This is a genomic window from Chitinophaga fulva, from assembly GCF_012927205.1.
Lineage (GTDB): Bacteria > Bacteroidota > Bacteroidia > Chitinophagales > Chitinophagaceae > Chitinophaga > Chitinophaga fulva.
This window is the reverse complement of the sequence record NZ_JABBGC010000004.1, coordinates 762,210-785,793: the sequence shown is the minus strand read 5'-3', so window position 1 is coordinate 785,793 and position 23,584 is coordinate 762,210. Positions and strand designations below refer to the sequence as shown.

The window sequence follows — 23,584 nt, the reverse complement described above, 5'->3', positions numbered from 1 at the left end:
TACCTAAGATGATCAGAAGAAACAGAATCATGAGAGTATCCCCTGCCATTCGTGCAATGGTAGCAGAAACAATATTGCGGCCGAGCGATTTCATCGCCCCACTGTTTGTAACTGAAGGAGAAAATGTGCAGGAAGAGATCAGCTCGATGCCCGGCTATTTCCGGTATTCACTGGACCTCACCATCAGAGAGGCCAAAGAATTATGGAGCCTCGGCATCAAAAGTGTATTGCTTTTTGTGAAAGCACCCGATAGCGTTAAAGATAACAAAGGTACCGAAGCGGTTAATCCCAATGGATTAATGCAACGTGCTATCCGCGGCATCAAAGATGCTGTTCCCGATATGGTGGTTATGACAGACGTAGCGCTGGACCCTTACTCCTCCTACGGTCATGATGGCATTGTGGATGGCATCGAAATCGTGAACGACCCCACCGTGGAAGTACTGGCCCGCATGAGCCTCAGCCATGCACAGGCCGGCGCCGACTTCGTAGCTCCCAGCGATATGATGGACGGCCGTATCCTTGCCATCCGCAATATCCTCGAACAAAATGGTTTCGACAAAACAGGTATCATGGCCTACAGCGCCAAATATGCCTCCTGCTTCTACGGTCCTTTCCGCGATGCGCTGGACTCCGCTCCCGGCTTCGGCGACAAAAAGACCTATCAGATGGACTACGCCAATTCCCGCGAAGCTATCAAGGAAACCCTGATGGACATTGAAGAAGGCGCCGATATCGTGATGGTAAAACCAGCCATGGCTTACCTCGATATCATGCGCATCATCAAAGACCGTACGACCGTTCCTGTTAGTGCTTATCATGTAAGCGGCGAATACGCCATGATCAAAGCAGCAGCAGCCAACGGCTGGCTCGACGAGAACAAGGCTATCCTGGAAAGCATGACCAGCATTAAACGTGCCGGTGCCGACCTGATCGCCACTTATTTCGCTAAAGACGCAGTAAGACTGCTGAATGCTTAATTCAGTATCTTGCAATAAGAAAATAAAAAAATAACTAAATAAAACAGTTTCCTTTCATGTACAGCTACAGCAAAAGTGAAATGTTATTCGGGAAAGCCAAAGAGGTCATCCCCGGCGGCGTAAACTCCCCCGTGCGTGCATTCAAAAGCGTAGGTGGTGTACCGGTATTCATGCAACGCGCCCAGGGTCCCTTCATGTATGATGTGGACGGCAACAGGTATATTGACTATATCAATTCCTGGGGCCCTATGATCCTCGGGCACGCCTATGAACCGGTGGTAAAAGCCATCCAGGAATATGCCGCCTTCTCCACTTCCTTTGGCGCGCCTACAGAACTGGAAATAAAAATTGCGGAGCTCATTGTGAGCATGGTCCCCAATATCGACATGGTCCGTATGGTGAACTCCGGTACCGAAGCCTGTATGACCGCCCTCCGGCTGGCCCGTGGCTATACCGGCCGCAATAAGTTCATCAAATTTGAAGGTTGCTACCATGGACATGCGGATGCATTCCTGGTAAGCGCCGGCAGCGGCGTGGCAACGCTTGGTATCCAGTCCGTTCCCGGTGTAACCGCCACCGTTGCGGATGACACCCTGACCGCACCCTATAATAATCTTCCTGCGGTAGAACAGCTGATCGCCGATAATCCGGAGCAGATCGCTGCCATCATCGTGGAACCAGTAGCTGGTAACATGGGCTGTATCCTGCCCCAGCCGGGCTTCCTCGAAGGGCTGCGCCAGCTCTGCGATGCCAACGGTATCCTGCTCATTTTTGATGAAGTGATGACCGGCTTCCGCCTCGCCCGTGGTGGCGCACAGGAACTGTTCGGTATCCGTGCTGATCTCGTTACTTTCGGTAAAATCATTGGCGCCGGCATGCCTGTAGGCGCCGTGGCAGGTCCCAAAGCTATCATGGAAAACCTGGCGCCCGCCGGAAAAGTATATCAGGCAGGTACCCTGAGCGGTAACCCTATCGCCATGATCGCCGGCTATACGCTGTTGCAAACACTGAATGAAAATCCGGTGATCTACCAGCAGCTGCAGGAGAAAGCCGATTACCTGGTCAACGGCCTCCGGGAAGCTTTTGGCGCATCCGGCAGCGTTTATCAGATCAATACCCTGGGCTCTATGCTCAGCGTACACTTTACCGAATATCCGATTATTGACTTCACTAGCGCCTCCGCTGCCAATAACGAATTATTCCGGCGCTTCTTCCATGCCATGCTCGAACGCGGCGTATACCTGCCGCCATCAGCGTTTGAAAGCTGGTTTATGTGTAACGCGCTGACCACAGAAGAACTCGATGCCACCATACAGGCCGCCAAAGCCGCTATGCAGGCAATCAAACAATAGTTAACAATTAAATCCTGTGCAGAGTGGGAGGGTTGGCTTACGCCAACCCTTTTTTTATGCTGTTTTCAAAAAGGTAACATACCGATTATCAAATAACCAAATAAGCATATCAAAAAATAGGACTATTTTTGCCCCCGATGAGCATGCCGTCACACATACTCAAACGTTGGATGTTTGTTTGTCTGCTGATGATAACACAGCTGACAGCAAGCGTGCTGCCCTCGTTGGCAGCGCACAAACACCTGTTGTTTGAACAGATCCACCGGCAGGCGGCCCTGGAAGATTCTCTGGAGGATCTCGCCGCCAAGCTGCCTCCTCAACTGGAAGCAGATGATGTCGAAGATGATCACGAGTGTATACATGCCACCAAACACCGCCGTAAAACGCGGTACTACCTCAGCGCTTCTTCCCAACAGTTCAGTATCGCCACCCGTGTGGCTTATATAGAGGGCGGTAACCTCTCTCAATATTGTCTTATCAAAGAAAATTTGCCCGGCGAATATGGCCGGCAAAAGGCTTTTTTACCCGCCTACTACAGTTTCCTCTTCCGGTTTACTCCATTCTGAGTACCTGTTTCCTTTCGTTTTTTACTGTTTTTCTTTTTTTATTTTTTAGGGAGATGACAACCATCGCCGCTATTGACGCGGAATGAGCCTTCCTATGTGTTGAACTAAACTTTCCGGCTTCCACCGGAAACAATACTGTTATATCTATGCGTCAAAATACAGGGATTTATGCTTCGCTGCTCGCGTTGTTCGTGGCAGGCTGCATTACCAAAGGAGAAAGTACCGGAAACGAAGAACTGAAATCGTTGCCTGTTACCAGTCTTATGGTAAAGGACACTATACTGCACCGTACATATGTTACCGATATACAAGCTGTTCAGAACGTGGAAATACGTGCCCGCGTGAGTGGTTTTCTGGATAAAATTTATGTGGATGAAGGACAGGAAGTGAAAAAAGGACAGCTGCTGTTTGGCATCAACGATGCGGAATACAGTGCAGAACTGACCAAAGCAAAAGCAGTCCTCAGCAACATGGTAGCGGAAGCAAAATCAGCTTCGCTGGAGCTGGAACGGGTGAAAATGCTGGTAGAGAAAAAAGTCATTGCTGCTTCTGAGCTGGAAGTGGCCAAGGCACGCCTTGCTGCGGCCCAGGCTAAAATAGATGAAGCCCGCTCAGCAGAAAGCAACGCCGCCATGCGCCTCTCCTACACCAGTATCCGCGCGCCTTTCGATGGCATCATCGACCGTATACCACTGAAAAAAGGAAGCCTTATCAATGAAGGCGCCCTGCTGACCACCGTGTCAGACACCCGTGAGGTATACGCTTATTTCAACGTATCTGAAACAGAATATCTCCAATACAGCAAAGCCATCGCCAAAGGCGACAACAGCTACAACCAGGTACAGCTGGTACTCGCTGATGGCAGTGATTATCCGAACGTCGGCAAAATCGAAACCATGGAAAGCGAATTTGAAGAGAACACCGGTTCCATCGCTTTCCGCGCCCGCTTTTCCAATCCCGCCAAGCTCCTGAAACATGGCGCCAGCGGTAAAGTGCGGCTCACAACAGAAATGGACAGCGCTATCATCATCCCGCAAAAAGCGGTGTTTGAAATGCAAGACAAAAACTATGTCTTCGTGGTAGACGCCTCCAACAAGGTAACGATGCGGAATTTCGTTCCGCAGGCCCGGTTCTCTCATTTCTACATCGTAAAATCCGGTCTGAAACCCGGTGAACGCATCGTATGCGAAGGCGTGCGCAACATCCGCGACGGCGTACAGATCGCCCCCCGCACGGTGCCGATGGACAGTCTGCTGAGAATATAAATCACCCTGCTTATTAGCTGAAAAAGAGAGATCAATGTTTGAAATATTTATCAAAAGGCCGGTGTTGTCACTGGTCATATCGCTTATTATCACACTGGTAGGCCTGCTGGCGCTTTTCACGTTGCCCGTCACCCAGTTCCCCGATATCGTGCCTCCCTCGGTAACCGTAACGGCCAAATATACCGGCGCCAATGCCGAAGTATCGGCCAAAGCCGTGTCCACACAGCTGGAACGTGCTATCAACGGGGTCCCGGGCATGACTTACATGTCGTCTGTTTCCAGTAACGATGGTATCACCGTTATCCAGATATTTTTCCAGGTAGGAGTTGATCCCGACCAGGCTGCCGTAAACGTGCAGAACAGGGTGGCCACCGTGATCGACGAATTACCCGAAGAGGTGATCAAAGCCGGTGTTACCACTGAAAAAGAAGTGAACAGTATGCTGCTGTATCTCAACGTGATGAGTGAAGACACCTCACTGGATGAACAGTTCATCTACAACTTCGCCGATATCAGCGTATTGCAGGAGCTGAAACGTATTGACGGTGTAGGCCGCGCCGAAATCATGGGCGCCAAGGAATACGCCATGCGTATATGGCTGAAGCCAGACCGCATGCTGGCCTATAACGTATCTTCCGATGAAGTCATCGACGCTATCCGCAAACAAAACATCGAAGCCGCTCCCGGTAAAACCGGTGAAAGCTCTGATAAAAATCCCCTCTTGCTGCAATATGTGCTCCGCTATACCGGCAAGTTCTTTGAACCGGAACAATACAAGCAGATCGTACTGAGAGCCGGCGCCGATGGATCGGTGCTCCACCTCAAAGATGTGGCAGACGTGGAATTTGGCTCGCTCACCTATAGCATGGTGTCTAAAACAGATGGTAAACCCTCTGCATCCATCATGCTCAAACAGCGGCCCGGCTCCAATGCCCGCGAGGTGATCAACAACGTGAAGAAAAAGATGGAAGAGATGAAAAACACCTCTTTCCCGCCCGGCATGACCTACAACTTCAACTACGACGTGTCCCGCTTCCTCGATGCCTCTATCCATGAAGTGGTACGCACCCTCTTTGAAGCATTCCTGCTTGTGTTTATCGTCGTGTTCATCTTCCTGCAGGATTTCCGGTCCACGCTGATCCCCGCGCTGGCCGTACCGGTGGCGCTGATCGGTACGCTCGCCTTCATGCAGATGATGGGCTTTTCCATCAACCTGCTCACCCTCTTCGCCCTGGTACTGGCCATCGGTATTGTGGTAGACAACGCCATCGTGGTGGTGGAAGCGGTGCACGTAAAAATGAGTGAAGACCATCTCCCGCCCATGGAGGCTACCATTGCCGCCATGAGGGAAATCAGCGGCGCACTGGTGGCCATCACCCTGGTGATGTCGGCCGTGTTTATACCAGTGGCCTTCCTCTCCGGACCAGTGGGCGTGTTCTACCGCCAGTTCTCCCTCACCCTCGCCATCTCCATCGTGATATCAGGTATCAACGCGGTAACGTTAACGCCTGCACTCTGTGCTATCATGCTCAAAGACACCCATGGCCAGCCACGTAAAAAGAACCTGTTGCAACGTTTCTTCAACGGCTTCAACAAAGGATATAGTGCTACGGAAAACAAATATGCCAAACTGGTGAGCTTCATCGCCGGCCGCAAGCTCATCACGCTGATTGCGCTCGCCGGCTTCTTTGTGGCCACCTGGGGCGCCAGCGCCATCCTGCCTTCCGGCTTTATCCCCACAGAAGACCAGGGCATGATCTATGTCAACGTGACCGCACCTCCCGGCGCTACGGTAGAGCGTACCGAAGAAGTGCTGGACCAGATACAGGTACTCGCTTCACAGCTGGATGAAGTAGAATCCGTGTCCACCCTCGCCGGCTACAGCCTCGTGAACGAAGTAGCTGGCGCCTCCTACGGTATGGGCATGGTAAACCTCAAACCATGGGATGACCGTAAAGCCACCGTCAACGATATCATTGCCAAACTGCAAAAACTGTCAGCAGGCATTGCAGACGCCAGCATCGAATTTTTCCCGCCGCCAACAGTGCCCGGTTTCGGTAATGCCAGCGGCTTCGAGCTGCGCCTGCTGGACCGCAGCGGCAGCGGCGATCTGCGGCAAACCGCCCATATCACCAACAACTTCATCGATGCCCTGAAAAAGCGGCCCGAAATAGGCAGCGCCTTCACCAGCTTCGATGCGGAGTTCCCCCAATACCTCATTCATGTGGACCAGGGCATGGCCGCCAAAAAAGGCGTCAGCATTGAAAATGCCATGAAAAACCTGCAAACACTGATGGGCAGCTACTATGCCTCCAACTTCATCCGCTTCGGACAGATGTACAAAGTGATGGTACAGGCCGATCCCGCCTTCAGGAGCAAGCCAGACGACCTGCTGCGGCTGCATGTTAAAAACGATCGCGGAGAAATGGTGTCCTACGCTGACTTCGTCAAACTGGAACGGGTATACGGACCAGAGCAGCTTACCCGCTACAACATGTACACCGCCGCCATGATCAATGGTGACGCCGCCCCCGGCTACAGCAGCAGCCAGGCAATTGAAGCTGTACAGGAAGTGGCCGCCAAGGAACTCCCCAGAGGCTTCAGCTACGAATGGAGCGGTATGACCCGCGAACAGATCCTCTCCGGCAACCAGGCGATATACATTTTTGCGATTGTACTCGTGTTCGTATATCTGTTGCTGGCGGCTCAGTATGAGAGCTTCCTGCTGCCACTGCCGGTACTGCTCTCCCTCCCGGCTGGTATTTTCGGCGCTTTCATCTCCCTTAAACTGGTAGGACTGGAAAACAATATCTACGCACAGGTGGCGCTGGTCATGCTGGTAGGCCTGCTCGGTAAAAACGCCATCCTCATCGTGGAATTTGCCATTCTGCGCAACAAACACGGCGCTTCCGTTCTTGAAGCCGCCAAAGAGGGCGCGGTGTCCAGGCTGAGGCCCATCCTGATGACCTCCTTCGCGTTTATCGCAGGCCTGATCCCGCTGTGTATCGCTTCAGGCGCAGGCGCCATGGGCAATAGGTCCATTGGTACCGCTGCTGCCGGCGGTATGCTGATAGGCACCATCTTCGGTGTCATTATCATCCCCGGCCTCTATGTGCTGTTTGCGTCCATGATTCCGAAAAAGAAAGTTGAACTGAAAGCTTACACCAATGAATAAACGAATATATCAATATGCGCTGGGCGCCTGTCTGTTGACAGGTGCCGGCGCCTGCACCACGCAGAAAGAACTGCAGCTGCCGGAACGTATATCCACTACCGTTACCACTGCACCGGCTGCTGACACCATATCACTGGCAAGCTTTGACCGTATCTTCCAGGACCGGTACCTGAAAAACCTGGTAGACAGCGCGCTGCTAAATAACTACGACCTGCTGGCCGCCTCCCGCCGCATCTCCGCCGCACAGGCCAACCTGATGATGGCCCGGAATGCATGGCTGCCTTCTGTCAACCTCTCGTTGACAGCCGGGGTAGACCACTTTGCAGATTATACCATGACCGGGGTGGGTAACTTCGATACCAACAAATCACCCAACATCAACGATGATCAACGTGTATCCGATCCCACTCCTGAGTACTTTGCCGGTATCAGAAGTTCCTGGGAGATAGATATCTGGGGGAAACTGAAACAGCAACGGCACGCCACCATGGCCCGTTTCCTTGCCACAAGCGAGGCACGCCGCCTGCTTACCACACAAATTGTGGCAGGCATTACCGGCCTTTATTACGAGCTGCTGGCGATGGACAACGAACTCGTGATCATACACCGCAACATCAAGCTACAGGAAGCAGCCGTAGCCACAGTACATATACAGAAAGACGCCGGGCGCGCTACTGAACTGGCCGTACAACAGTTCACCGCACAGCTGCTGAGCACCCAGGCACTGGAATTTGGCGTAAAACAGGAAATCGCTTCCATCGAAAATCAGCTCAATGCCCTGATGGGCAGGCTGCCACAACATATTGAGCGCAGCGCCGTATCAGATCTGGTGGATACCACCAACCGGCCTCCTGCTGTTCCTTCCGGTATCCCGGCCAATCTGTTGTTGCACCGTCCGGATATCCAACGGGCCGAACTGGAGCTCAGCGCTACCAAGGCCGATGTAAAAGCCGCCAGGGCCGCTTTTTTCCCGGGGCTCACCATTACGCCTTATGCCGGCTTTAATGCCTTCAAGGCAGGGCTGCTGTTTAAAACACCCGCCTCCATGGCCTGGGGCGCACTGGGAAGTATCACAGCTCCCATCTTCAATAAAAAACAGTTGAAGGCCCAGTACAATATCTCTACCGCTAATGCCTATACGGCATTTTATGAATACCAGCAGGCCATTGTGAATGGCTACCAGGAAGTGGCCACCGCGCTCAACAAAGTAGAAAACCAGCAACAGGCATTTTCTCTCAAATCCAAAGAGGTACTGGTGTTGCAACAAGCCGTGTCCACTGCCAATATCCTGTTTACCACCGGATATGCCAACTACCTGGAGGTGATCACCGCCCAGAAAAGCGTACTGGAAGCAGAACTGGCGTTGGTTAACACACGGAAAGGCGTGTATCAGGGACTCGTGTCGCTGTACAGGTCTTTGGGAGGTTCCGGAGCGCGTTGATATCGGATGATTTCAGACAGATGATAAAATGAAGATTAGAATGGCGGATGGAGTATGGACTAGTGTGATGAATAAAACCTTCTTTGATGACAATGTGATATTGGTTTGACCTGGAAGGTTTTATAAGAGCGAAGCCCCTGACTGTATGGTCAGGGGCTTTTATTTTCACATCTTACCGGGATGTATTATTTCTTTTTATGAGAGAAGAGCCATCGGAAGAGATCGGGCTCCACAAACACGTTATCCCAGCTGTTATGTCCTACGCCGGGATATTCGGTGTATTTGTATTCCGCACGCAGCGATTTCAGTTTAGCATCGTATACCCGGGAGCCTTCCACTGGTACCACCCCGTCGGCGTCGCCATGGAAAATCCATACCGGCACTTTACGGGCAAAACGGCCGGCTTCTGCAACATTGCCTGCACCACAGATCGCGAACGCGGCGGCAAACAATCCCGGTCTTTGGGTGATCATATAGAAGGTGCCCATGCCACCCATGGACAGGCCGCCGATATACACTCTTTTAGTATCAATTTTCCCGGTGCCCAACAGGCTGTCCAGCAGCACGTTGAGTTCCGCTGTGGCCGGCGGTGCCGGAGTATCCAGCGGAAAATCCGCGCTGATGATCTTACCGGTACTGTCACGTTTGAAGTTCATGGGCGCCCAGGAGCTGCCGGAAGGGCATTGTGGCACGAGTACAAAGGCCGGGTACCTGGTCCGCAGGCTGTCCCGCAGGAACATGGTGCCGCCGTGCAGCAACTGCGCGTTGTTATCATACCCCCGCTCTCCGGCGCCATGCAGGAAAACGATCAGCGGGTATTTTTTATGTACGTCGTAGTTAGCTGGCGTCAGCAGGCGGTAGCGCAGGGTATCGCCATGGTGGTAATAGGTTTCATAGCTGAAAGCGTCGAGCTCCTGTGCCTGGCCCTGTAGGGCAACCAGCAGGAAGCAACAACAAAAAAACAGGTATCTGCAGTAGTTCATATGAGGAATTTGTTTCCTAATATACTACCTGCCAACCGGTATTTTTAAATTTTTTTAATATTTCAGCGTGAAATGTTGTTTCACTTTGAAGTCCTTCCGGAAGAAGACCAGCCCGATAAAAAACAGGTCGATGGTCATGGTCACCTGCGGGTGCTCCTGGATGGTATGCCAGGCCGCTTCCATGTCCGGGGTCCAATGGATATCGTCAAAAATCAGGAGGGAATATTCATGCACATGTTGCAAGCATTGTTCAAAATAGGCCAGTGTGGGCTCTTTACGGTGGTTTCCGTCGATATACACCCAGTCGGGCCGTTGTATCTGGCGGAGCACATCCGGCAGTACCGTATCAAAATTGCCCGTTACCTGTGTGATATTATCAAGGTGCAGCGCATCAAAGTTTTTGCGGGCTCTGGCGGCAATATTGGGACAACCTTCGATGGTATATACATGCGCATCGGGTACCGCTTTGGCCATATAAGCAGTAGAAAGGCCCATAGAGGTGCCTAATTCGAGCAATTGTTTCGGTTGAAGATATTGGGCCAACCGGTAAAACAACTGCCCGAATTTAGGTTGTTTAGCGGCATAACGGGTAATGTCGCTGACTTTCCGTTCGTTGCCGGAAGAAATGAGGGAACCGGCCCCCAGATCAGTGACCTGAAGGGTTTCGGTGCTGGCCAGTAGTTGTTTGCGCAGCTGTTCTATCTCGCCGAAGGCGGCATGACGGGTTTTATCCAGTAATACGTCTTCTATGAGGGAGAAAACGAAAGGGGAATGAACATCATGACGGTTTCCTGAGGTAAAATAATACCGGATGTATTTGGTAGCTAATCTGTACTGCTGCGCTAAACTCACTGACTATACGAATTTTTTAATAAATCTTTCCTTTAAGAAGGCCCCACATATGCAAACGGTGCTGTAAAGACACCCTTAACACACCAAGGCCGTAAATGGCGCTCCTTTTGAAGTTGATGCTGGATGCCTCTTCAAAATATTTGGTGGGGCAGGTTATTTCTGCAATATCGTATCCTTTCATGAAAATCTGCGAAATCATTTCATTATCAAAGACAAAGTCATCGCTGTTGGCCATGTAATTGATATTTTTCAGCACTTCTCCCGAAAAAGTACGGTAACCAGTATGGTACTCGCTCAGCTTCTGGCCAATCAGAATATTCTGCGTCAGCGTAAGCATACGGTTAAATATATATTTATACATTGGCATTCCGCCCTTCAGGGCGCCTTTGCCCAGGATACGGGAACCGAAAACAACCGGGTAGAGGTCGTTGGCGATGATACTGCACATGGCAGTGATCAGCTTAGGCGTATATTGATAATCCGGGTGAAGCATCACCACTACGTCCGCTCCCAGCTCCAGCGCCTTGTTGTAACAGGATTTCTGGTTGCCACCATACCCCTTGTTATTGTCATGGCGGATCAGGTGTTTAATCCCCAATTGTCTTCCAATTTCCAGGGTCTCGTCCTTACTGGCGTCATCTACCAGTACCACATCGTCCACGATGTCGAAAGGAATTTCCCGGAACGTCTTTTCCAATGTAAGTGCTGCGTTGTAGGCCGGTAACACAACCACTATCTTTTTGTCATTCAGCATGAAAAGTGGATCAAATTTGGGTGCAAAGGTAAGTCACCTGCTGATAATTCAAAATATATTGCTCAAATGCCCATGTGTACCACCTATCATGATTTAATTTTAACTATTATTAATTATTTATCTTTGTAGCTTGATGATTTTGGCATCATATTTTCTAAAATTTTTGTTAACAAAAAGCAAAAAGAACATGTTAAAACACCTACCAACGGAAATGAAGCATGGTAATGGCCTGGAGGCCACCTGTAATCATTCATTGCCGTTAGTACAGCCCGGAAAAAATTCCCGGACTTTCAAATGGATGAAAGTGCTGCCTGCACCCTTTATCTTTTTGTTAACCTTTCAGGCCGCACAAGCACAGGACCCGGAATTAAAAGCCATCACCTCGCCGGTCATTAAGACACAGGACACCACCATACGGAAACTGCTGGAAGAAATGCAGCGCATCACGGACAACGATAAAACGAACTCCAATGCCATCCAGGCCCTGCTGCAGGGTAAAGAGATCGATAATATGAGCAAGTACGATCTCATCAAAAATAATATCATCAACGCGAGTGAAACCTATTACCTGCTCAACAAAAAAATCATTGACCTGAAATCGCGTACTACCACCAATAACCTCGATGTATTCATTACCTCGCTCAACAACCCGGAAAGCAAGGCTTTGGGCTTCTCGCTGAGCGATCGCATCGTGGAACTGGTGGAGAAAATCATTCTGAAAAACAAATCCGATAAGGGCGAAAAAAATTCCAAGATAGTGGAGTCCACCAAATCCATTATCAACAGCCCTATCTTCCAGAGCTTCACTTCTCTGACACCACCGCTGGCCATCGCCAATTCAGTGATGAACTTCCTGCATAGTGTCAGCGTAAACAATAAACAGATCAATCAGAAGTCACTGCAGGATTTTGAAAAAGAGTTGAATAAATATGTCGTGTACTATACTGCACTGAATGATGCCAACCAGAAGTTTGAGTATGGCCTCAACTTCAACAAGGACCAGCTCAGCCTGTTGCAGGACAACCTGTTTGATCACCTGTCATTTACGGCTACTTCCCTGAAGTTCCCGGCTCCGCAAAAAGGCGCCAAGCCGCTGAGCCAGACGATGAACGAATATTTCTATGAGTTCAAAAAAGAAAAAGTAGTAGATTATTTTGGTCAGCTGGAAACGAAATACACCAAAAACAAACGCATCGATTATGAATCGTTGCTGCGGGAAAACCCCAATCTGAAAGAGGTGAACAACCAGCTGGAAGACCTGGTGCTGCAAACCAAACGCTTTGAAAATCTTTATAACGAATACTTTACCCTGCTGGACTCCTACTACTCCAAGGTGAATAATTCACTGAAGATTGCACAGGACAACGGCCTGGCCGAAAAAAATATCATCGAAAACAAACAGGCTGAATTCCGTAACCTGAAAACTGATGCCGTACAGGAAATCCAGGCATCAATCAACATACGGGAACTGTACAGCAATACCGAAAAAATTAAATATCGCTACCGTATATTCTAATTACGGATTACGGACAACGAAACATACATGAAGGGCTTTCTCATGGACAGGTTATGAAGTAACCTTTCTATAAGAAAGCCCTTCATTCGTAATTGCCTTCCTATAGATTTTATCAATATCTTTGTAGCATGACAACGGTTCAATTGGAGTACATTGTTGCGGTAGACACTTACCGGAGCTTTGTGATAGCGGCGGAAAAATGCTTTGTTACGCAGCCTACGCTGAGCATGCAGATACAAAAACTGGAAGATGAGCTGGGCATTAAATTGTTTGACCGCAGCAAACTGCCGGTGGTACCCACTGAAATAGGCATTGCTGTAGTGGCGCAGGCCCGGATTATTCTGAAAGAAAACGCCCGCATCCGGGAAATCATCGCCGACCAGAAAAAAGAAGTGCAGGGCAACCTGAAAGTGGGTATTATCCCGACCCTTGCGCCTTATCTCCTTCCCCGCATCCTGACGGGGTTCATGAAGAAGTATCCCAAAGTAAAACTGGAAATATGGGAATACCCCACAGAGCAGATCATCCAACAGTTAAAGCAGGAATTGCTGGACTGTGGCCTGCTGGCTACGCCACTGCATAATCCTCACCTGGAGGAGCATCCGCTGTTTTATGAATCGTTTGTGGTGTATACCGCTAAAAGCAACCCGTTGTATGAAAAGAAAGTAGTGCGGGCAGAAGAGCTGGAACTGAAAGATGTGTGGCTGCTCAATGAAGGGCATTGTATGCGTAATCAGGTACTGAACATCTGCAAGGATAAATTCACCATGGGTGAGCATAAAAACCTGGAATACAATACCGGCAGTGTGGAAACACTCAAACGGATGGTAGACCTGAATGAAGGTTATACCATTTTACCGGAACTCTCCCTGCAGGACCTTTCCAGCCGCCAGCTGAATATGGTCCGTTATTTTAAAACACCTGAACCGGTGCGGGAGATCAGTCTTGTTACCCATCGTCATTTTATTAAACAGGCCCTGATAGAGGCCTTCAAAAAAGAGATACTGGCCCATGTGCCGGAGAAGACCAAAGTACAGAAGAATAAGAAGGTCATCGAAATCAATATGTAATTGATCAGATATTCATAAAAAAGCCTCGAAGATATTGTCTTCGAGGCTTTTTTATGAATATTCAGCTGTTATCTGGGTTTGTAATATTTCATGGCTTCCGGCATCAGTTGCTGGAGCTGTTGTACACGTCTGGCATCGCTGGGGTGGGTGCTCATAAACTCCGGTGGTTTCTGACCGTTGCTCATGTTGGCCATCCGTGTCCAGAAAGGAATGGACTCCTGCGGGTTATATCCGGCCATAGCCATAAAAATAACACCGAGATGGTCTGCTTCCAGCTCATTGGCACGGGAGAAAGCCATGATGCCCAGGTTACCGCCTACGCCAAAAGCCTGATTAAAGAGGTTAACGGCGGTAGGGTTTTTACCCAATGCCACAGAACCAGCTACCTGGATGCCCTGTGCGATCAATCCCTGGCTCATACGTTCGTTACCATGACGGGCGATGGCGTGGGCAATTTCGTGCCCCATTACGCAGGCCAGTGCTGTTTCGTTCTGGGTAACAGGCAACAGTCCGGTGTATACGACCACTTTACCTCCCGGCATACACCAGGCATTCACTTCTTTACTATCTACCAGGTTAAATTCCCATTTATAGTCAGCAATCTGGTTGCCCATGCCGTTCTGGTTCATGTAAGCTGTAACGGCGCCGGCAATACGCTGTCCTACTCTTTTTACCATTTCTGCGTCTCTGTTGGAGCTTTGTGACACTACTTTGTTGGAGGAGAGAAATGATTGGTATTCCTGGAGCGCCATAGATTGCATGGTGCTTTCGGGGAGCAGGTTTAACTGGCTACGTCCTGTTATAGGTACACGTGTACACGCTGCTAACAGTCCGATGCCGGCAGTAAAGATAAGTGCGATCTTTTTCATGGGTGAATCAAATTTATAATGCAGAAAAGCTTCATAATGCAGAAAAGCATAAAGCAAAAAGCGTGCACACTTCAGTTGGCCGGCTTTTTACTTTATGCTTTGATGTTTATTCCTAAAAAGTTGAATTAGTGTTTTTCCTTTCTGTTCCTGAACAGCGGAACTTTACTCTCGTTGCCTTTCAACAGACGGGTAATATTTTTCTGGTGTGTTAACACTACCATCAATGCCACTGCTATGGCAAAGATGCGATAGTATATTTCAGGTTCATTAAAGATATACAGGATCAGGACAGGAAATGCGATGCTGGCAATGATAGAACTTAGAGACACATAACGTGTCAGGAAAAGGATCATCAGAAATACGCCTACACAGCACAATGCTACCACTGGCTGAATGGCCAGTACCAGGCCGAACAGTGTGGCGATACCTTTACCGCCCCGGAAATTGGCCCAGATAGGGAAGATATGTCCAACCACCGCAGCCAGGCCCAGTCCAATCTGGAGGTTCACCAGCTGTGTCAGGTGTTCGGGATCATGATAGTAAGATGCGAGATATGCTAACCGTACAGCCAGTACCCCCTTCAACATGTCCACCACCATCACAAAAGTTCCTGCTTTGGGGCCCAGTACCCGGAATGTATTGGTAGCACCGGCATTACCGCTGCCATATTCCCTGATATCCATCCCGAAAACGCCTTTACTTACCCATACAGCCGTAGGTACAGAACCGATCAGATAAGCACAAAAAAGCAATAAAATTTCTGTCATCACTATAAGTTAGGATTGCTAAGATAACAAATTCTGTGTTAAAATTAAGCAAACATTAGAAAAGTTAGTAACACAAAAGTTGGATTATCAGCACTTTTCATATAAAAATTTAAACTATTTCTTGCTAACGGCCTTCAGTTTCAGTGCCAGCCAGTTGTCTTTTTCAATTTTTTCCAGGAGCGTGAAGCCTGCCGGAACGGCTGACGCCAATATTTGCTGTTCGTCTGACGGCATAATGCCGCTCAGCAGGAGGATCCCATCGGGCACCAGCAAACGGCGCATATCGTTCATAAACCTCAATAACACGTTCAGATTGATGTTGGCCAGGATAATATCATATGTACCCGTCACCGCGTCCAGGTTATCAGCCTGCCATACGGTTGTATGTTGGGTGTGATTGGTATTTATATTCTCCAGCGTATTGTTCACAGCCCACTCATCATAATCAATGGCATCTGTTTGCGCTGCTCCCATCTTATCAGCCAGGATAGCCAGAATGCCCGTACCGGTCCCGAAATCAAATACTTTTTTTCCTTCAAACGAAAGGTGCTGCATCAACCGTATCATCGAGGAAGTAGTAGCGTGATGCCCTGTACCAAACGACATCTTGGGCGTGATCACAATCTCATAGGTTGGCGCCGGCGTAAAAGGCGGATGGAAACCGGCCCTGATGCCACAAAAGCCATCTACCTGCACAGGTTCGAAATTGCTTTCCCACACTGCATTCCAGTTCGTCTGCTCAATCGTTTCTTTCGTATAGGTTATACCGTAAGGTAATAGTATCGACTGCAATAACGCCTCATCAAAGTCAGCTTCCGGAATATAGGCGATCAGTTGGTCCGCTTGCTCCTCAAATCCCTCATAACCTGTATCCGACAACTGTGCGATCAACAGGTCGGCCTGTTCAGCGCTGGCCTGCAACGTAATAGCAATATGTGACATATGCGGCAAATATAATCATTTGCCTGAAACATCCACTGGCACAGCGAAATAGTAAGAAAATATTTACTACCGGTCAATTTATAACATTTATTATTAATATTACTATATTTGACATGTAAAAATTAACCAATATTACCTATGAAAACATTACTGCTCCTGCTCGCAGGCATTGCCTGCTCATGGGCCGCCACAGCACAAACAGTGATTAAAGTACAACCGCCCTCCGAGCCATTCCGGGACTCCGTAGTATACCAGGGAGATAATGCGGTCCTTATCTTTGACCGGCAGCATCTGCTCGACTATATGATCACGATGGACACGACCCTGCGCAACAATAAAAACAGCAATAAGGTGTTCCGTAACATCCAGTTTGCTAAGCTCAACAACAATGACATGGCCAATCACTTCTTGAAAGCCTATTGTTTTGTGGAAGACACGCTCAACAAGGAAATCAATTTCCGGACGGACAAAATGAACCTGTTATGGGCGGAAGACTGCGGTATCCTGATGCCATATGTGGAAGAAATACTGCCAGACCTGCTGGCCACCGGCAATCTGAAGATCGTGGAGCGGGGCAGCAAAATTGTGCAACCGGCATACAAACTTATCTTTGAGCCAATCAATAACAACAATTACCGCGTGTTCCGGATGAATAACGGCAAGGAGATCTTCCGGGAAAGTACTTTCTGTGTGGAACAAATCACGCACCGGTAAACGCGATCGCCTTTGTCCCCAGGGCTGAAGCCTTGGGCTACGATGTTGTTCAGTTTTCTGACGTTAGCAGGGCTTTCAAGTTGGACCGCTGTATTCAATGATATTGGTCAATTCCATACATCTTAGCCCGAGGCTTTAGCTTCGGACTGGAAAAATAGGAATCTGTGCAATGCTCCGCGTATACGTTTACATTATTTCTCACATTTCTTAAAATGAAAAAGCAGCTACTAGACAGTAGCTGCTTTTTTATTTATCTAATTTCAGTTATAACTATTCTTCGTCGAAAGTAGGCTCCTGTGGTTTTTCAGGATAGTCCTGACGTTCCGGGCGAGGACCACGGTCTTCACGAGGACCACGATCATCACGAGGGCCGCGTCTGTCACCACGATCACCACCACCGCGTCTGTCATCGCGAGGGCCACGGTCACGTCTGTCACCGCGATCGCCACGATCACCACGGTCACGGCGTTCGCCGCGATCGCCTTCTTCGCGCTCTACATAACCTTCTGGTTTAGGCATCAGCACTTTACGGCTCAGTTTGAACTTACCGGTTTTAGGATCGGTACCAGTGAGTTTCACTTTTACCTTTTCACCTTCAGACAGTACGCCTTCCATGGTTTCGAGGCGTTTCCAGGACACTTCAGAGATGTGCAGCAGGCCTTGTTTGCCAGGCATGAACTCTACGAATGCACCGTAAGGCATAATGGATTTTACAACAGACTCGTACACCTCTCCTACTTCCGGAACGGCTACGATGCCTTTAACCCATGCCACGGCTCTGTCCAGACCATCTTTCTGTGCAGAGAAGATGCTTACTTCGCCGGTTTCTCCTACCTCTTCGATATTGATAGTAGTACCGGTTTCGCGTTGGATCTCCTGTATAATTTTACCACCTGGTCCGATCACAGCGCCGATAAATTCGCGGTCGATGATGATCTTCTCCATACGTGGTGCATGTGGTTTTGGTTCAGGACGGGCAGCTGGTACGACAGCGTACATAGCTTCAACGATGTGCAGGCGTCCTTTCTTAGCCTGGGCCAGAGCGGAACGCATTACATCCATGCTGAGGCCATCCACTTTGATGTCCATCTGGATGCCCACGATACCGTCACGGGTACCGGTTACTTTAAAGTCCATATCACCGAGGTGGTCTTCATCACCCAGGATGTCGGTCAGTACCGCCCATTTGCCATCAGCAGCACGGGAGATAAGGCCCATTGCCACACCGGAAACGTGTTTCGGCAGCGGAACACCTGCGTCCATCAGTGCCAGTGAACCGGCACATACGGTTGCCATGGAGGAAGAGCCGTTAGACTCAAGGATATCAGATACTATACGTACAGTATAAGGGTATTCGGAGCCCGGCATCATTTGCTTCAGAGAGCGCATAGCCAGGTTACCGTGCCCTACTTCACGACGGCCGGGGCCGCGCATCATTTTCACCTCACCGGTGGAGAATGGCGGGAAGTTGTAGTGCAGGATGAATTTAACGTAGTTGGAGACAGCAGCGCTTTCGATCAGCAGCTCATCTTCCGGTGTACCCAGGGTAACAGTAGTCAGGGACTGGGTTTCACCGCGGGTGAACAGGGCAGAACCGTGCGGAGAAGGCAGGATGTCTGTTTCCATTGCCAGCGGGCGTACCTGGTCCAAAGCACGGCCATCCAGGCGGACAGACTCATCCAGGATCATGTTACGGATCACCTCTTTTTCCAGCGCATGGAAGTATTCACCCACCAGTGGTGCATCTTCTTCCGGCAGTTCACCAAGGCTTTCTTTCAGCTCTTCAGCGATCTTTTTGAACGCATCGCTGCGGTCATGCTTGGCAGAAGCGGATTTCGCTACGGCGTAAATTTTATCTTTCGCAAAAGCGATCACTTTTGCATTCAGTTCTTCGTTTTGGTGAGGCTGCGTGTATTCACGTTTGCCTTTCACACCTTTCTGGTCGCGCAGTTCTTCCTGAGCTTTAACCTGTATTTTGATAGCAGCGTGTGCAGCTTCAATAGCAACGATCAGGTCTTCTTCCTGGCATTCCTTGCTCTCACCTTCCACCATCATGATGTTCTTATCAGTAGCACCAATGATGAAGTCCATATCGGCTTTGGCCAGATCGGAACGGTTAGGGTTGATCACGTATTTACCTTCGATGCGGGCCACCCGTACTTCAGAGATGATTTCCTGAATGGGAACGTCAGAAACAGCGAGTGCAGCAGATGCAGCCAGACAGGCCAGTGCATCGGGCATTACTTCAGGATCAGAAGAGATAAGTGTAACCAGTACCTGTACTTCGCATAAATAGTTGTCGGGGAACAGCGGGCGTAATGCACGGTCGATCAGGCGGGAGATCAGGACTTCAGAGTCAGATAGTCTGCCTTCGCGTTTGAAAAAAGATCCGGGTATGCGGCCGGCAGAGGCAAATTTTTCCTGGTAGTCAACAGTAAGCGGGAAGAAGGACTGGCCGGGTTTAGGTTCTTTATTCGCTACCACAGTGGCCAGCAGAATTGCATTCCCCAAACGCACCGTTACCGCTCCGTCAGCCTGACGGGCCAACTTGCCGGTCTCGATGGTCACGATACGACCGTCTCCTATATCGAATTTCACTGAGATAGGTGTCAGATTCATAAAAAAGTGAGGATTAATTTGATAACGTTATCCATTTACAATCACAAGGATAACAAAACGTATACATACAAAAAAACTATTCCCAACATAAAAGTTGGGAATAGCGCTATAATTAAGTCATGGTTACTTCCTGATACCTAACTTCTCAATGAGGGCACGATAGCCAGTGAGGTTGGTTTTAGACAGATAAGCGAGCAAACGCTTTCTCTGACCTACCATTTTCATCAGACCACGATGTGTGGAGAAATCCTTTTTGTTTTGTTTCAGGTGACCGGAAATGCTGTTGATACGCTCAGTCAGCAGGGCAATTTGCGCTTCCACGGAGCCTGTATTTTTCTCGCTTCCACCAAATTCCTTAAAAATATTGGCTTTCTTTTCAACAGTTAAGTAAGACATCTTTAATAATAATAAGTAATAATAATGTTTTTTGTCGCTATTTTTCCGGTGCAAAGGTAATTTAAAAAATACGAATTACCAATAAAGCCGGAATTTATAATTAATTCTGAATATTTCACATCTGTAATCCACTTCAGATCAATTAAGCAGAGAAATTCAGGGCGGCATTGTCTGTCACATGCCCGTTTTCAGTGCGTAACACACGGGAAGGAAACTTCTGCAAAACGATATAATCGTGGGTGGCCATCACGATAGCCGTACCTTCCCGGCAAATACGGAACAACAGCTGCATAATACCATCGGAAGTCTCAGGGTCCAGGTTACCGGTAGGCTCGTCCGCCAGGATCAACCGGGGCGAGTTGAGCATCGCCCGCGCAATGTCTATACGCTGCTGCTCTCCGCCTGACAGTTCATAAGGCATCTTAAAACCTTTGGTGCTCAGTCCCACCTTGTCCAGCACGTCGGCAATTTTATCTTCCATCTGCTTATTGTCCTGCCACCCCGTGGCACGCAATGCAAATTTCAGGTTGTCATGCACGTTACGGTCAGTCAGCAGCTGAAAGTCCTGAAATACCACGCCCAGATTACGGCGCAGGTAAGGCACCTTCTTCCAGTCCATTTTCTTCAGATCAAACCCCACTACCTGACCAGTGCCGTCCTTCAAAGGCAAATCCCCGTAAAGGGTCTTTAACAGACTGGACTTGCCTGTCCCCGTTTTACCAATAAGATATACAAACTCTCCTTTATTCACCGTTATATTGACATCAGACAAAATCAAAGAATTTCCCTGGTAAATACTGGCATTCGTTAACTGGATAATCGGCTGTTCGGGTGTCATGTACTTGTTCTGTTTAATGCTAAACTGCGTTATGGCGACAAAAATAACTAATTAAAAAATAATTCGTTGTGTCTTCCGGCAACAAAATTTACCCCATGATGGACATGATTTGTACTGATTCACCTGATATGCGAAGATCTACAGGTGATCAACTCCCCAAAAATAGCATCAACCGATAAACATTTTTCCTAAAACTAAAAAAATAGTTGCCAAACTAAGAACTTAGTTATAACTTAGAGACAACAATCCACCAGCCATGAAGCAACTTACCAAAGCGGAAGAACAGATCATGCAGGCGCTCTGGCAAACAGGGCCGGCTTTCGTGAAAGATATCATCGAGGCCTTGCCGGAGCCTAAACCGCATTACAACACTGTGTCCACTCTGGTAAAAATCCTCATTGAAAAAGGATTTGTGGACTTTAAGGCGTTTGGTAAATCCCACCAGTACTACGCCCTGATCACAAAAGACGCCTATAGCCGCAAAACACTGAATAGCCTGGCCAAAAGCTACTTTGGCGGTTCTTTCAGCAATATGGTGTCCTTTTTTGTAAAGGAAAAAGAAATCAGTGTCAACGATCTGGAACAGCTGATAAAGAAAATCAAAGACCACGACAAACAATAACAGCAGGACCGCTCACCTTTATCATCAGATTTAAAAGAATTCCACATGACAGCGCTTATCTATCTGGAGAAAGTCGTACTGTGCAGTGCCCTACTATATGGCTATTACCATCTGGCCCTGCGTAACAACCGGTTTCATCAATGGAACCGGTACTACCTGATGCTCATCACCCTGGTATCGTTGGTCACCCCGCTGCTACAGATACCGCTTCCGGACAATAATGAAAAAACTTCCGCAGTGCTGACTTACACCAGCAAAATCCTTACCCTGCGGGAGCCCATCACCGCCACGCCCACAATAGACCCAACCGCTTATTTGCGTATAGGCCTTACCGTTATCTATGCTTTGGTAATGGCCTTCCTGCTGTATCGTTTACTTAGCGGTATCTTAGGTATCCGGAGACTGATACGGCGTAGCACGGTGCAGGAAATTCCGCCCTTCCGCTTTGCCCGTCATCCACAAGTAAAAGCACCTTTTTCTTTTTTCCGGTACATCTTCTGGGACATGGACTCCAGCCTCGATACACCGGACAACAAACAGGTGCTGCAACACGAGCTGGTACACCTGCGGGAAAAACACAGCATCGACAAAATACTGCTGGAAGTGATCACCGCCGTTTGTTGGATCAATCCATTCTTCCATCTTATAAAAAGGGAATTGTCCCTCGTGCATGAATTCATCGCTGACAGGAAAGCAGCTGGTAACGAAGTGGCTGGTTATGCCGAAAACATCCTCCGCAATGCCTTTAACAGCAGGCAGTTTTCGATTACCAACGATTTTTTCCATCCGCCAATAAAACGACGGATTTTTATGCTCACACAATTCCGCCAACCCCGATTCAGTTATTTGCGCAGAATACTGGTGCTACCTATCAGCGCCACTATTTTCTGCTCACTAGCCTTTGTGGTAGACCAGCGCCCATCCGCCATTCGGGCGCTGGTACCCTCCGGCAGCATATTAAGTCCGCATGTACAACAGGAAGGACCCACGCAGGTTGCACAGGCTATTCAACCCACCGGTGATACCACCCGTCCTAAACGCACCATTGACTCCTCAGTTAGGGTGACCATGGTAGACCCCTCTCAGCTTTCCGTCCGTCCCGTTTTCCCGGGCGGCGACAAGGCCCTGGCCATCTATCTTAGCCGTAACACCCGCTACCCAAGAGTTGCCTTTGAGAAAGGCATACAGGGCACTGTTAAAATCCATTTCATCATCGATGCCCATGGTAATGTCACTCATGCCGAGGCCATCAATACCCCGCTGGGAGAGAGACTGGAAGAAGAAGCCATCCGGGTAATCAAAGCGATGCCCCAATGGAAGCCGGCAGAAAAAGATGGTCAGAAAGTGGCCGTGGACTACCTGATTCCCTTGCAGTTCAAACTGGAAAAAGAGATAGGAATTATTACCATCGGAGAAGCCAACCCTTCCGAAGGCACGACTCAGAACACCCAGCCGCGCACTGAAGAGGTATTCACCTTTGTGGAAAACCCACCCACCTATGAGGGCGGCGAAGAGGCCCTGGCGCGGTATCTGTCAAGGAACATCCGATATCCCAGGGAAGCACAGGAGAAAGGAACCAGCGGCACGGTATTCGTTCAGTTTGTAGTGGACAAGGAAGGGTACATAAAAGATACGCGTACAGTTGGCAAAGAGAAGGGCAATGGCCTTGAAGACGAAGCTATCCGGGTGGTAAATGCCATGCCCCGGTGGCATGCGGGGAAGCAAAACGGCAGGGATGTGAACGTGCAATTCAACCTGCCTATACGGTTTACATTACAGGAATAACAATAATCCATTTTTGCTAAAACTAAAACAAGAGCGCCGGGCCATTCAGGTCCGGCGCTTATTTTTTATCCTGAACAG

20 protein-coding genes are annotated in these 23,584 nt (G+C 49.0%); 11 read left to right on the top strand and 9 right to left on the bottom strand.

Going from position 1 to position 23,584, the window contains the following annotated elements; translation table 11 throughout:
* Positions 1-8: 8 nt before the first annotated feature.
* The 6 genes from hemB (at position 9) to HHL17_RS31560 (ending at position 8,779) form a co-directional block, all read left to right on the top strand.
* The gene (gene hemB / locus HHL17_RS31585; RefSeq protein ID WP_169228796.1) at positions 9-980 is read left to right on the top strand and encodes a porphobilinogen synthase; all 972 of its coding nucleotides are present in this window, start codon (positions 9-11) and stop codon (positions 978-980) included.
* 56 nt (positions 981-1,036) lie between these two features.
* Positions 1,037-2,332, top strand: a complete 1,296-nt coding sequence (gene hemL / locus HHL17_RS31580; RefSeq protein WP_169228795.1) for a glutamate-1-semialdehyde 2,1-aminomutase — start codon at positions 1,037-1,039, stop codon at positions 2,330-2,332.
* Between the two features lie 143 nt (positions 2,333-2,475).
* Complete coding sequence (locus tag HHL17_RS31575) at positions 2,476-2,898, top strand: hypothetical protein (RefSeq protein WP_169228794.1); 423 nt, start codon at positions 2,476-2,478, stop codon at positions 2,896-2,898.
* A gap of 146 nt (positions 2,899-3,044) precedes the next feature.
* On the top strand, positions 3,045-4,163 hold the full coding sequence (locus HHL17_RS31570) for an efflux RND transporter periplasmic adaptor subunit (protein ID WP_169228793.1): 1,119 nt from the start codon (positions 3,045-3,047) through the stop codon (positions 4,161-4,163).
* Positions 4,164-4,197: 34 nt separating this feature from the next.
* On the top strand, positions 4,198-7,338 hold the full coding sequence (locus HHL17_RS31565) for an efflux RND transporter permease subunit (RefSeq protein ID WP_169228792.1): 3,141 nt from the start codon (positions 4,198-4,200) through the stop codon (positions 7,336-7,338).
* Positions 7,331-8,779: a TolC family protein gene (locus HHL17_RS31560; protein WP_169228791.1), complete on the top strand. Its 1,449-nt coding sequence runs from the start codon at positions 7,331-7,333 to the stop codon at positions 8,777-8,779. Before HHL17_RS31565 ends, HHL17_RS31560 begins: the two co-directional genes overlap by 8 nt.
* A 185-nt stretch (positions 8,780-8,964) precedes the next feature.
* Here HHL17_RS31560 and HHL17_RS31555 read toward each other — a convergent pair whose 3' ends face one another.
* Genes HHL17_RS31555 through HHL17_RS31545 form a run of 3 tightly spaced genes read right to left on the bottom strand, consistent with a single transcriptional unit; the run spans position 8,965 to position 11,368 of the window.
* Positions 8,965-9,762, bottom strand: coding sequence for a carboxylesterase family protein (locus tag HHL17_RS31555; protein ID WP_169228790.1), 798 nt, complete (start codon positions 9,760-9,762; stop codon positions 8,965-8,967).
* Positions 9,763-9,816: 54 nt separating this feature from the next.
* Positions 9,817-10,614: an O-methyltransferase gene (locus HHL17_RS33880; RefSeq protein ID WP_169228789.1), complete on the bottom strand. Its 798-nt coding sequence runs from the start codon at positions 10,612-10,614 to the stop codon at positions 9,817-9,819.
* Positions 10,615-10,630: 16 nt separating this feature from the next.
* Positions 10,631-11,368: a glycosyltransferase family 2 protein gene (locus HHL17_RS31545; RefSeq protein WP_169228788.1), complete on the bottom strand. Its 738-nt coding sequence runs from the start codon at positions 11,366-11,368 to the stop codon at positions 10,631-10,633.
* 187 nt (positions 11,369-11,555) lie between these two features.
* On the opposite strand from HHL17_RS31545, the gene HHL17_RS31540 reads away from it, so the two are divergent.
* Positions 11,556-12,884 (top strand): hypothetical protein, encoded by a 1,329-nt coding sequence (locus tag HHL17_RS31540; RefSeq protein WP_169228787.1) that lies wholly within the window; start codon positions 11,556-11,558, stop codon positions 12,882-12,884.
* Positions 12,885-13,012: 128 nt separating this feature from the next.
* Positions 13,013-13,954 (top strand): hydrogen peroxide-inducible genes activator, encoded by a 942-nt coding sequence (locus HHL17_RS31535; protein ID WP_169228786.1) that lies wholly within the window; start codon positions 13,013-13,015, stop codon positions 13,952-13,954.
* Positions 13,955-14,022: 68 nt separating this feature from the next.
* Here the strand turns inward: HHL17_RS31535 and HHL17_RS31530 are convergent, their stop codons facing one another.
* The 3 genes from HHL17_RS31530 to prmA all read right to left on the bottom strand — a co-directional run bounded on the left by HHL17_RS31530 (position 14,023) and on the right by prmA (position 16,532).
* Positions 14,023-14,823 carry a M48 family metallopeptidase gene (locus HHL17_RS31530; protein ID WP_169228785.1) on the bottom strand — a complete coding sequence of 267 codons (801 nt, stop codon included), beginning with the start codon at positions 14,821-14,823 and terminating at the stop codon, positions 14,023-14,025.
* Positions 14,824-14,948: 125 nt separating this feature from the next.
* A complete protein-coding gene (gene plsY, locus HHL17_RS31525) occupies positions 14,949-15,590 on the bottom strand; it encodes a glycerol-3-phosphate 1-O-acyltransferase PlsY (protein ID WP_168872088.1) in 642 nt (213 codons plus the stop codon).
* A 114-nt stretch (positions 15,591-15,704) separates the two neighbouring features.
* A complete protein-coding gene (prmA, locus tag HHL17_RS31520; protein ID WP_169228784.1) occupies positions 15,705-16,532 on the bottom strand; it encodes a 50S ribosomal protein L11 methyltransferase in 828 nt (275 codons plus the stop codon).
* Positions 16,533-16,670: 138 nt separating this feature from the next.
* Here prmA and HHL17_RS31515 point away from each other — a divergent pair, with 138 nt between their 5' ends.
* The gene (locus HHL17_RS31515) at positions 16,671-17,246 is read left to right on the top strand and encodes a hypothetical protein (RefSeq protein WP_169228783.1); all 576 of its coding nucleotides are present in this window, start codon (positions 16,671-16,673) and stop codon (positions 17,244-17,246) included.
* Between the two features lie 270 nt (positions 17,247-17,516).
* Here the strand turns inward: HHL17_RS31515 and HHL17_RS31510 are convergent, their stop codons facing one another.
* The 3 genes from HHL17_RS31510 to HHL17_RS31500 form a co-directional block, all read right to left on the bottom strand.
* A complete protein-coding gene (locus HHL17_RS31510) occupies positions 17,517-19,865 on the bottom strand; it encodes a polyribonucleotide nucleotidyltransferase (RefSeq protein WP_169228782.1) in 2,349 nt (782 codons plus the stop codon).
* A 123-nt stretch (positions 19,866-19,988) separates the two neighbouring features.
* A complete protein-coding gene (rpsO, locus tag HHL17_RS31505; RefSeq protein WP_168806334.1) occupies positions 19,989-20,261 on the bottom strand; it encodes a 30S ribosomal protein S15 in 273 nt (90 codons plus the stop codon).
* Between the two features lie 142 nt (positions 20,262-20,403).
* Entirely contained in the window at positions 20,404-21,099 is a 696-nt protein-coding gene (locus HHL17_RS31500; protein ID WP_169228781.1) for a cell division ATP-binding protein FtsE, read from the bottom strand.
* 256 nt (positions 21,100-21,355) lie between these two features.
* Between HHL17_RS31500 and HHL17_RS31495 the strand changes: the two genes are divergently transcribed.
* Together HHL17_RS31495 and HHL17_RS31490 are read left to right on the top strand one after the other, a co-directional pair.
* Positions 21,356-21,721, top strand: coding sequence for a BlaI/MecI/CopY family transcriptional regulator (locus HHL17_RS31495; protein ID WP_169228780.1), 366 nt, complete (start codon positions 21,356-21,358; stop codon positions 21,719-21,721).
* Positions 21,722-21,766: 45 nt separating this feature from the next.
* Complete coding sequence (locus HHL17_RS31490) at positions 21,767-23,506, top strand: M56 family metallopeptidase (RefSeq protein WP_169228779.1); 1,740 nt, start codon at positions 21,767-21,769, stop codon at positions 23,504-23,506.
* Positions 23,507-23,584 lie beyond the last annotated feature (78 nt).

Excerpts from the sequence above, each read along its gene's own strand:
- hemB (WP_169228796.1), top strand. The coding sequence starts at position 9 with ATGATCAGAAGAAACAGAATCATGAGAGTATCCCCTGCCATTCGTGCA.
- hemL (WP_169228795.1), top strand. The coding sequence starts at position 1,037 with ATGTACAGCTACAGCAAAAGTGAAATGTTATTCGGGAAAGCCAAAGAG.
- HHL17_RS31575 (WP_169228794.1), top strand. The coding sequence starts at position 2,476 with ATGCCGTCACACATACTCAAACGTTGGATGTTTGTTTGTCTGCTGATG.
- HHL17_RS31570 (WP_169228793.1), top strand. The coding sequence starts at position 3,045 with ATGCGTCAAAATACAGGGATTTATGCTTCGCTGCTCGCGTTGTTCGTG.
- HHL17_RS31565 (WP_169228792.1), top strand. The coding sequence starts at position 4,198 with ATGTTTGAAATATTTATCAAAAGGCCGGTGTTGTCACTGGTCATATCG.
- HHL17_RS31560 (WP_169228791.1), top strand. The coding sequence starts at position 7,331 with ATGAATAAACGAATATATCAATATGCGCTGGGCGCCTGTCTGTTGACA.
- HHL17_RS31555 (WP_169228790.1), bottom strand. The coding sequence starts at position 9,762 with ATGAACTACTGCAGATACCTGTTTTTTTGTTGTTGCTTCCTGCTGGTT.
- HHL17_RS31545 (WP_169228788.1), bottom strand. The coding sequence starts at position 11,368 with ATGCTGAATGACAAAAAGATAGTGGTTGTGTTACCGGCCTACAACGCA.
- HHL17_RS31540 (WP_169228787.1), top strand. The coding sequence starts at position 11,556 with ATGTTAAAACACCTACCAACGGAAATGAAGCATGGTAATGGCCTGGAG.
- HHL17_RS31535 (WP_169228786.1), top strand. The coding sequence starts at position 13,013 with ATGACAACGGTTCAATTGGAGTACATTGTTGCGGTAGACACTTACCGG.
- HHL17_RS31530 (WP_169228785.1), bottom strand. The coding sequence starts at position 14,823 with ATGAAAAAGATCGCACTTATCTTTACTGCCGGCATCGGACTGTTAGCA.
- plsY (WP_168872088.1), bottom strand. The coding sequence starts at position 15,590 with ATGACAGAAATTTTATTGCTTTTTTGTGCTTATCTGATCGGTTCTGTA.
- prmA (WP_169228784.1), bottom strand. The coding sequence starts at position 16,532 with ATGTCACATATTGCTATTACGTTGCAGGCCAGCGCTGAACAGGCCGAC.
- HHL17_RS31515 (WP_169228783.1), top strand. The coding sequence starts at position 16,671 with ATGAAAACATTACTGCTCCTGCTCGCAGGCATTGCCTGCTCATGGGCC.
- HHL17_RS31510 (WP_169228782.1), bottom strand. The coding sequence starts at position 19,865 with ATGAATCTGACACCTATCTCAGTGAAATTCGATATAGGAGACGGTCGT.
- rpsO (WP_168806334.1), bottom strand. The coding sequence starts at position 20,261 with ATGTCTTACTTAACTGTTGAAAAGAAAGCCAATATTTTTAAGGAATTT.
- HHL17_RS31500 (WP_169228781.1), bottom strand. The coding sequence starts at position 21,099 with ATGACACCCGAACAGCCGATTATCCAGTTAACGAATGCCAGTATTTAC.
- HHL17_RS31495 (WP_169228780.1), top strand. The coding sequence starts at position 21,356 with ATGAAGCAACTTACCAAAGCGGAAGAACAGATCATGCAGGCGCTCTGG.
- HHL17_RS31490 (WP_169228779.1), top strand. The coding sequence starts at position 21,767 with ATGACAGCGCTTATCTATCTGGAGAAAGTCGTACTGTGCAGTGCCCTA.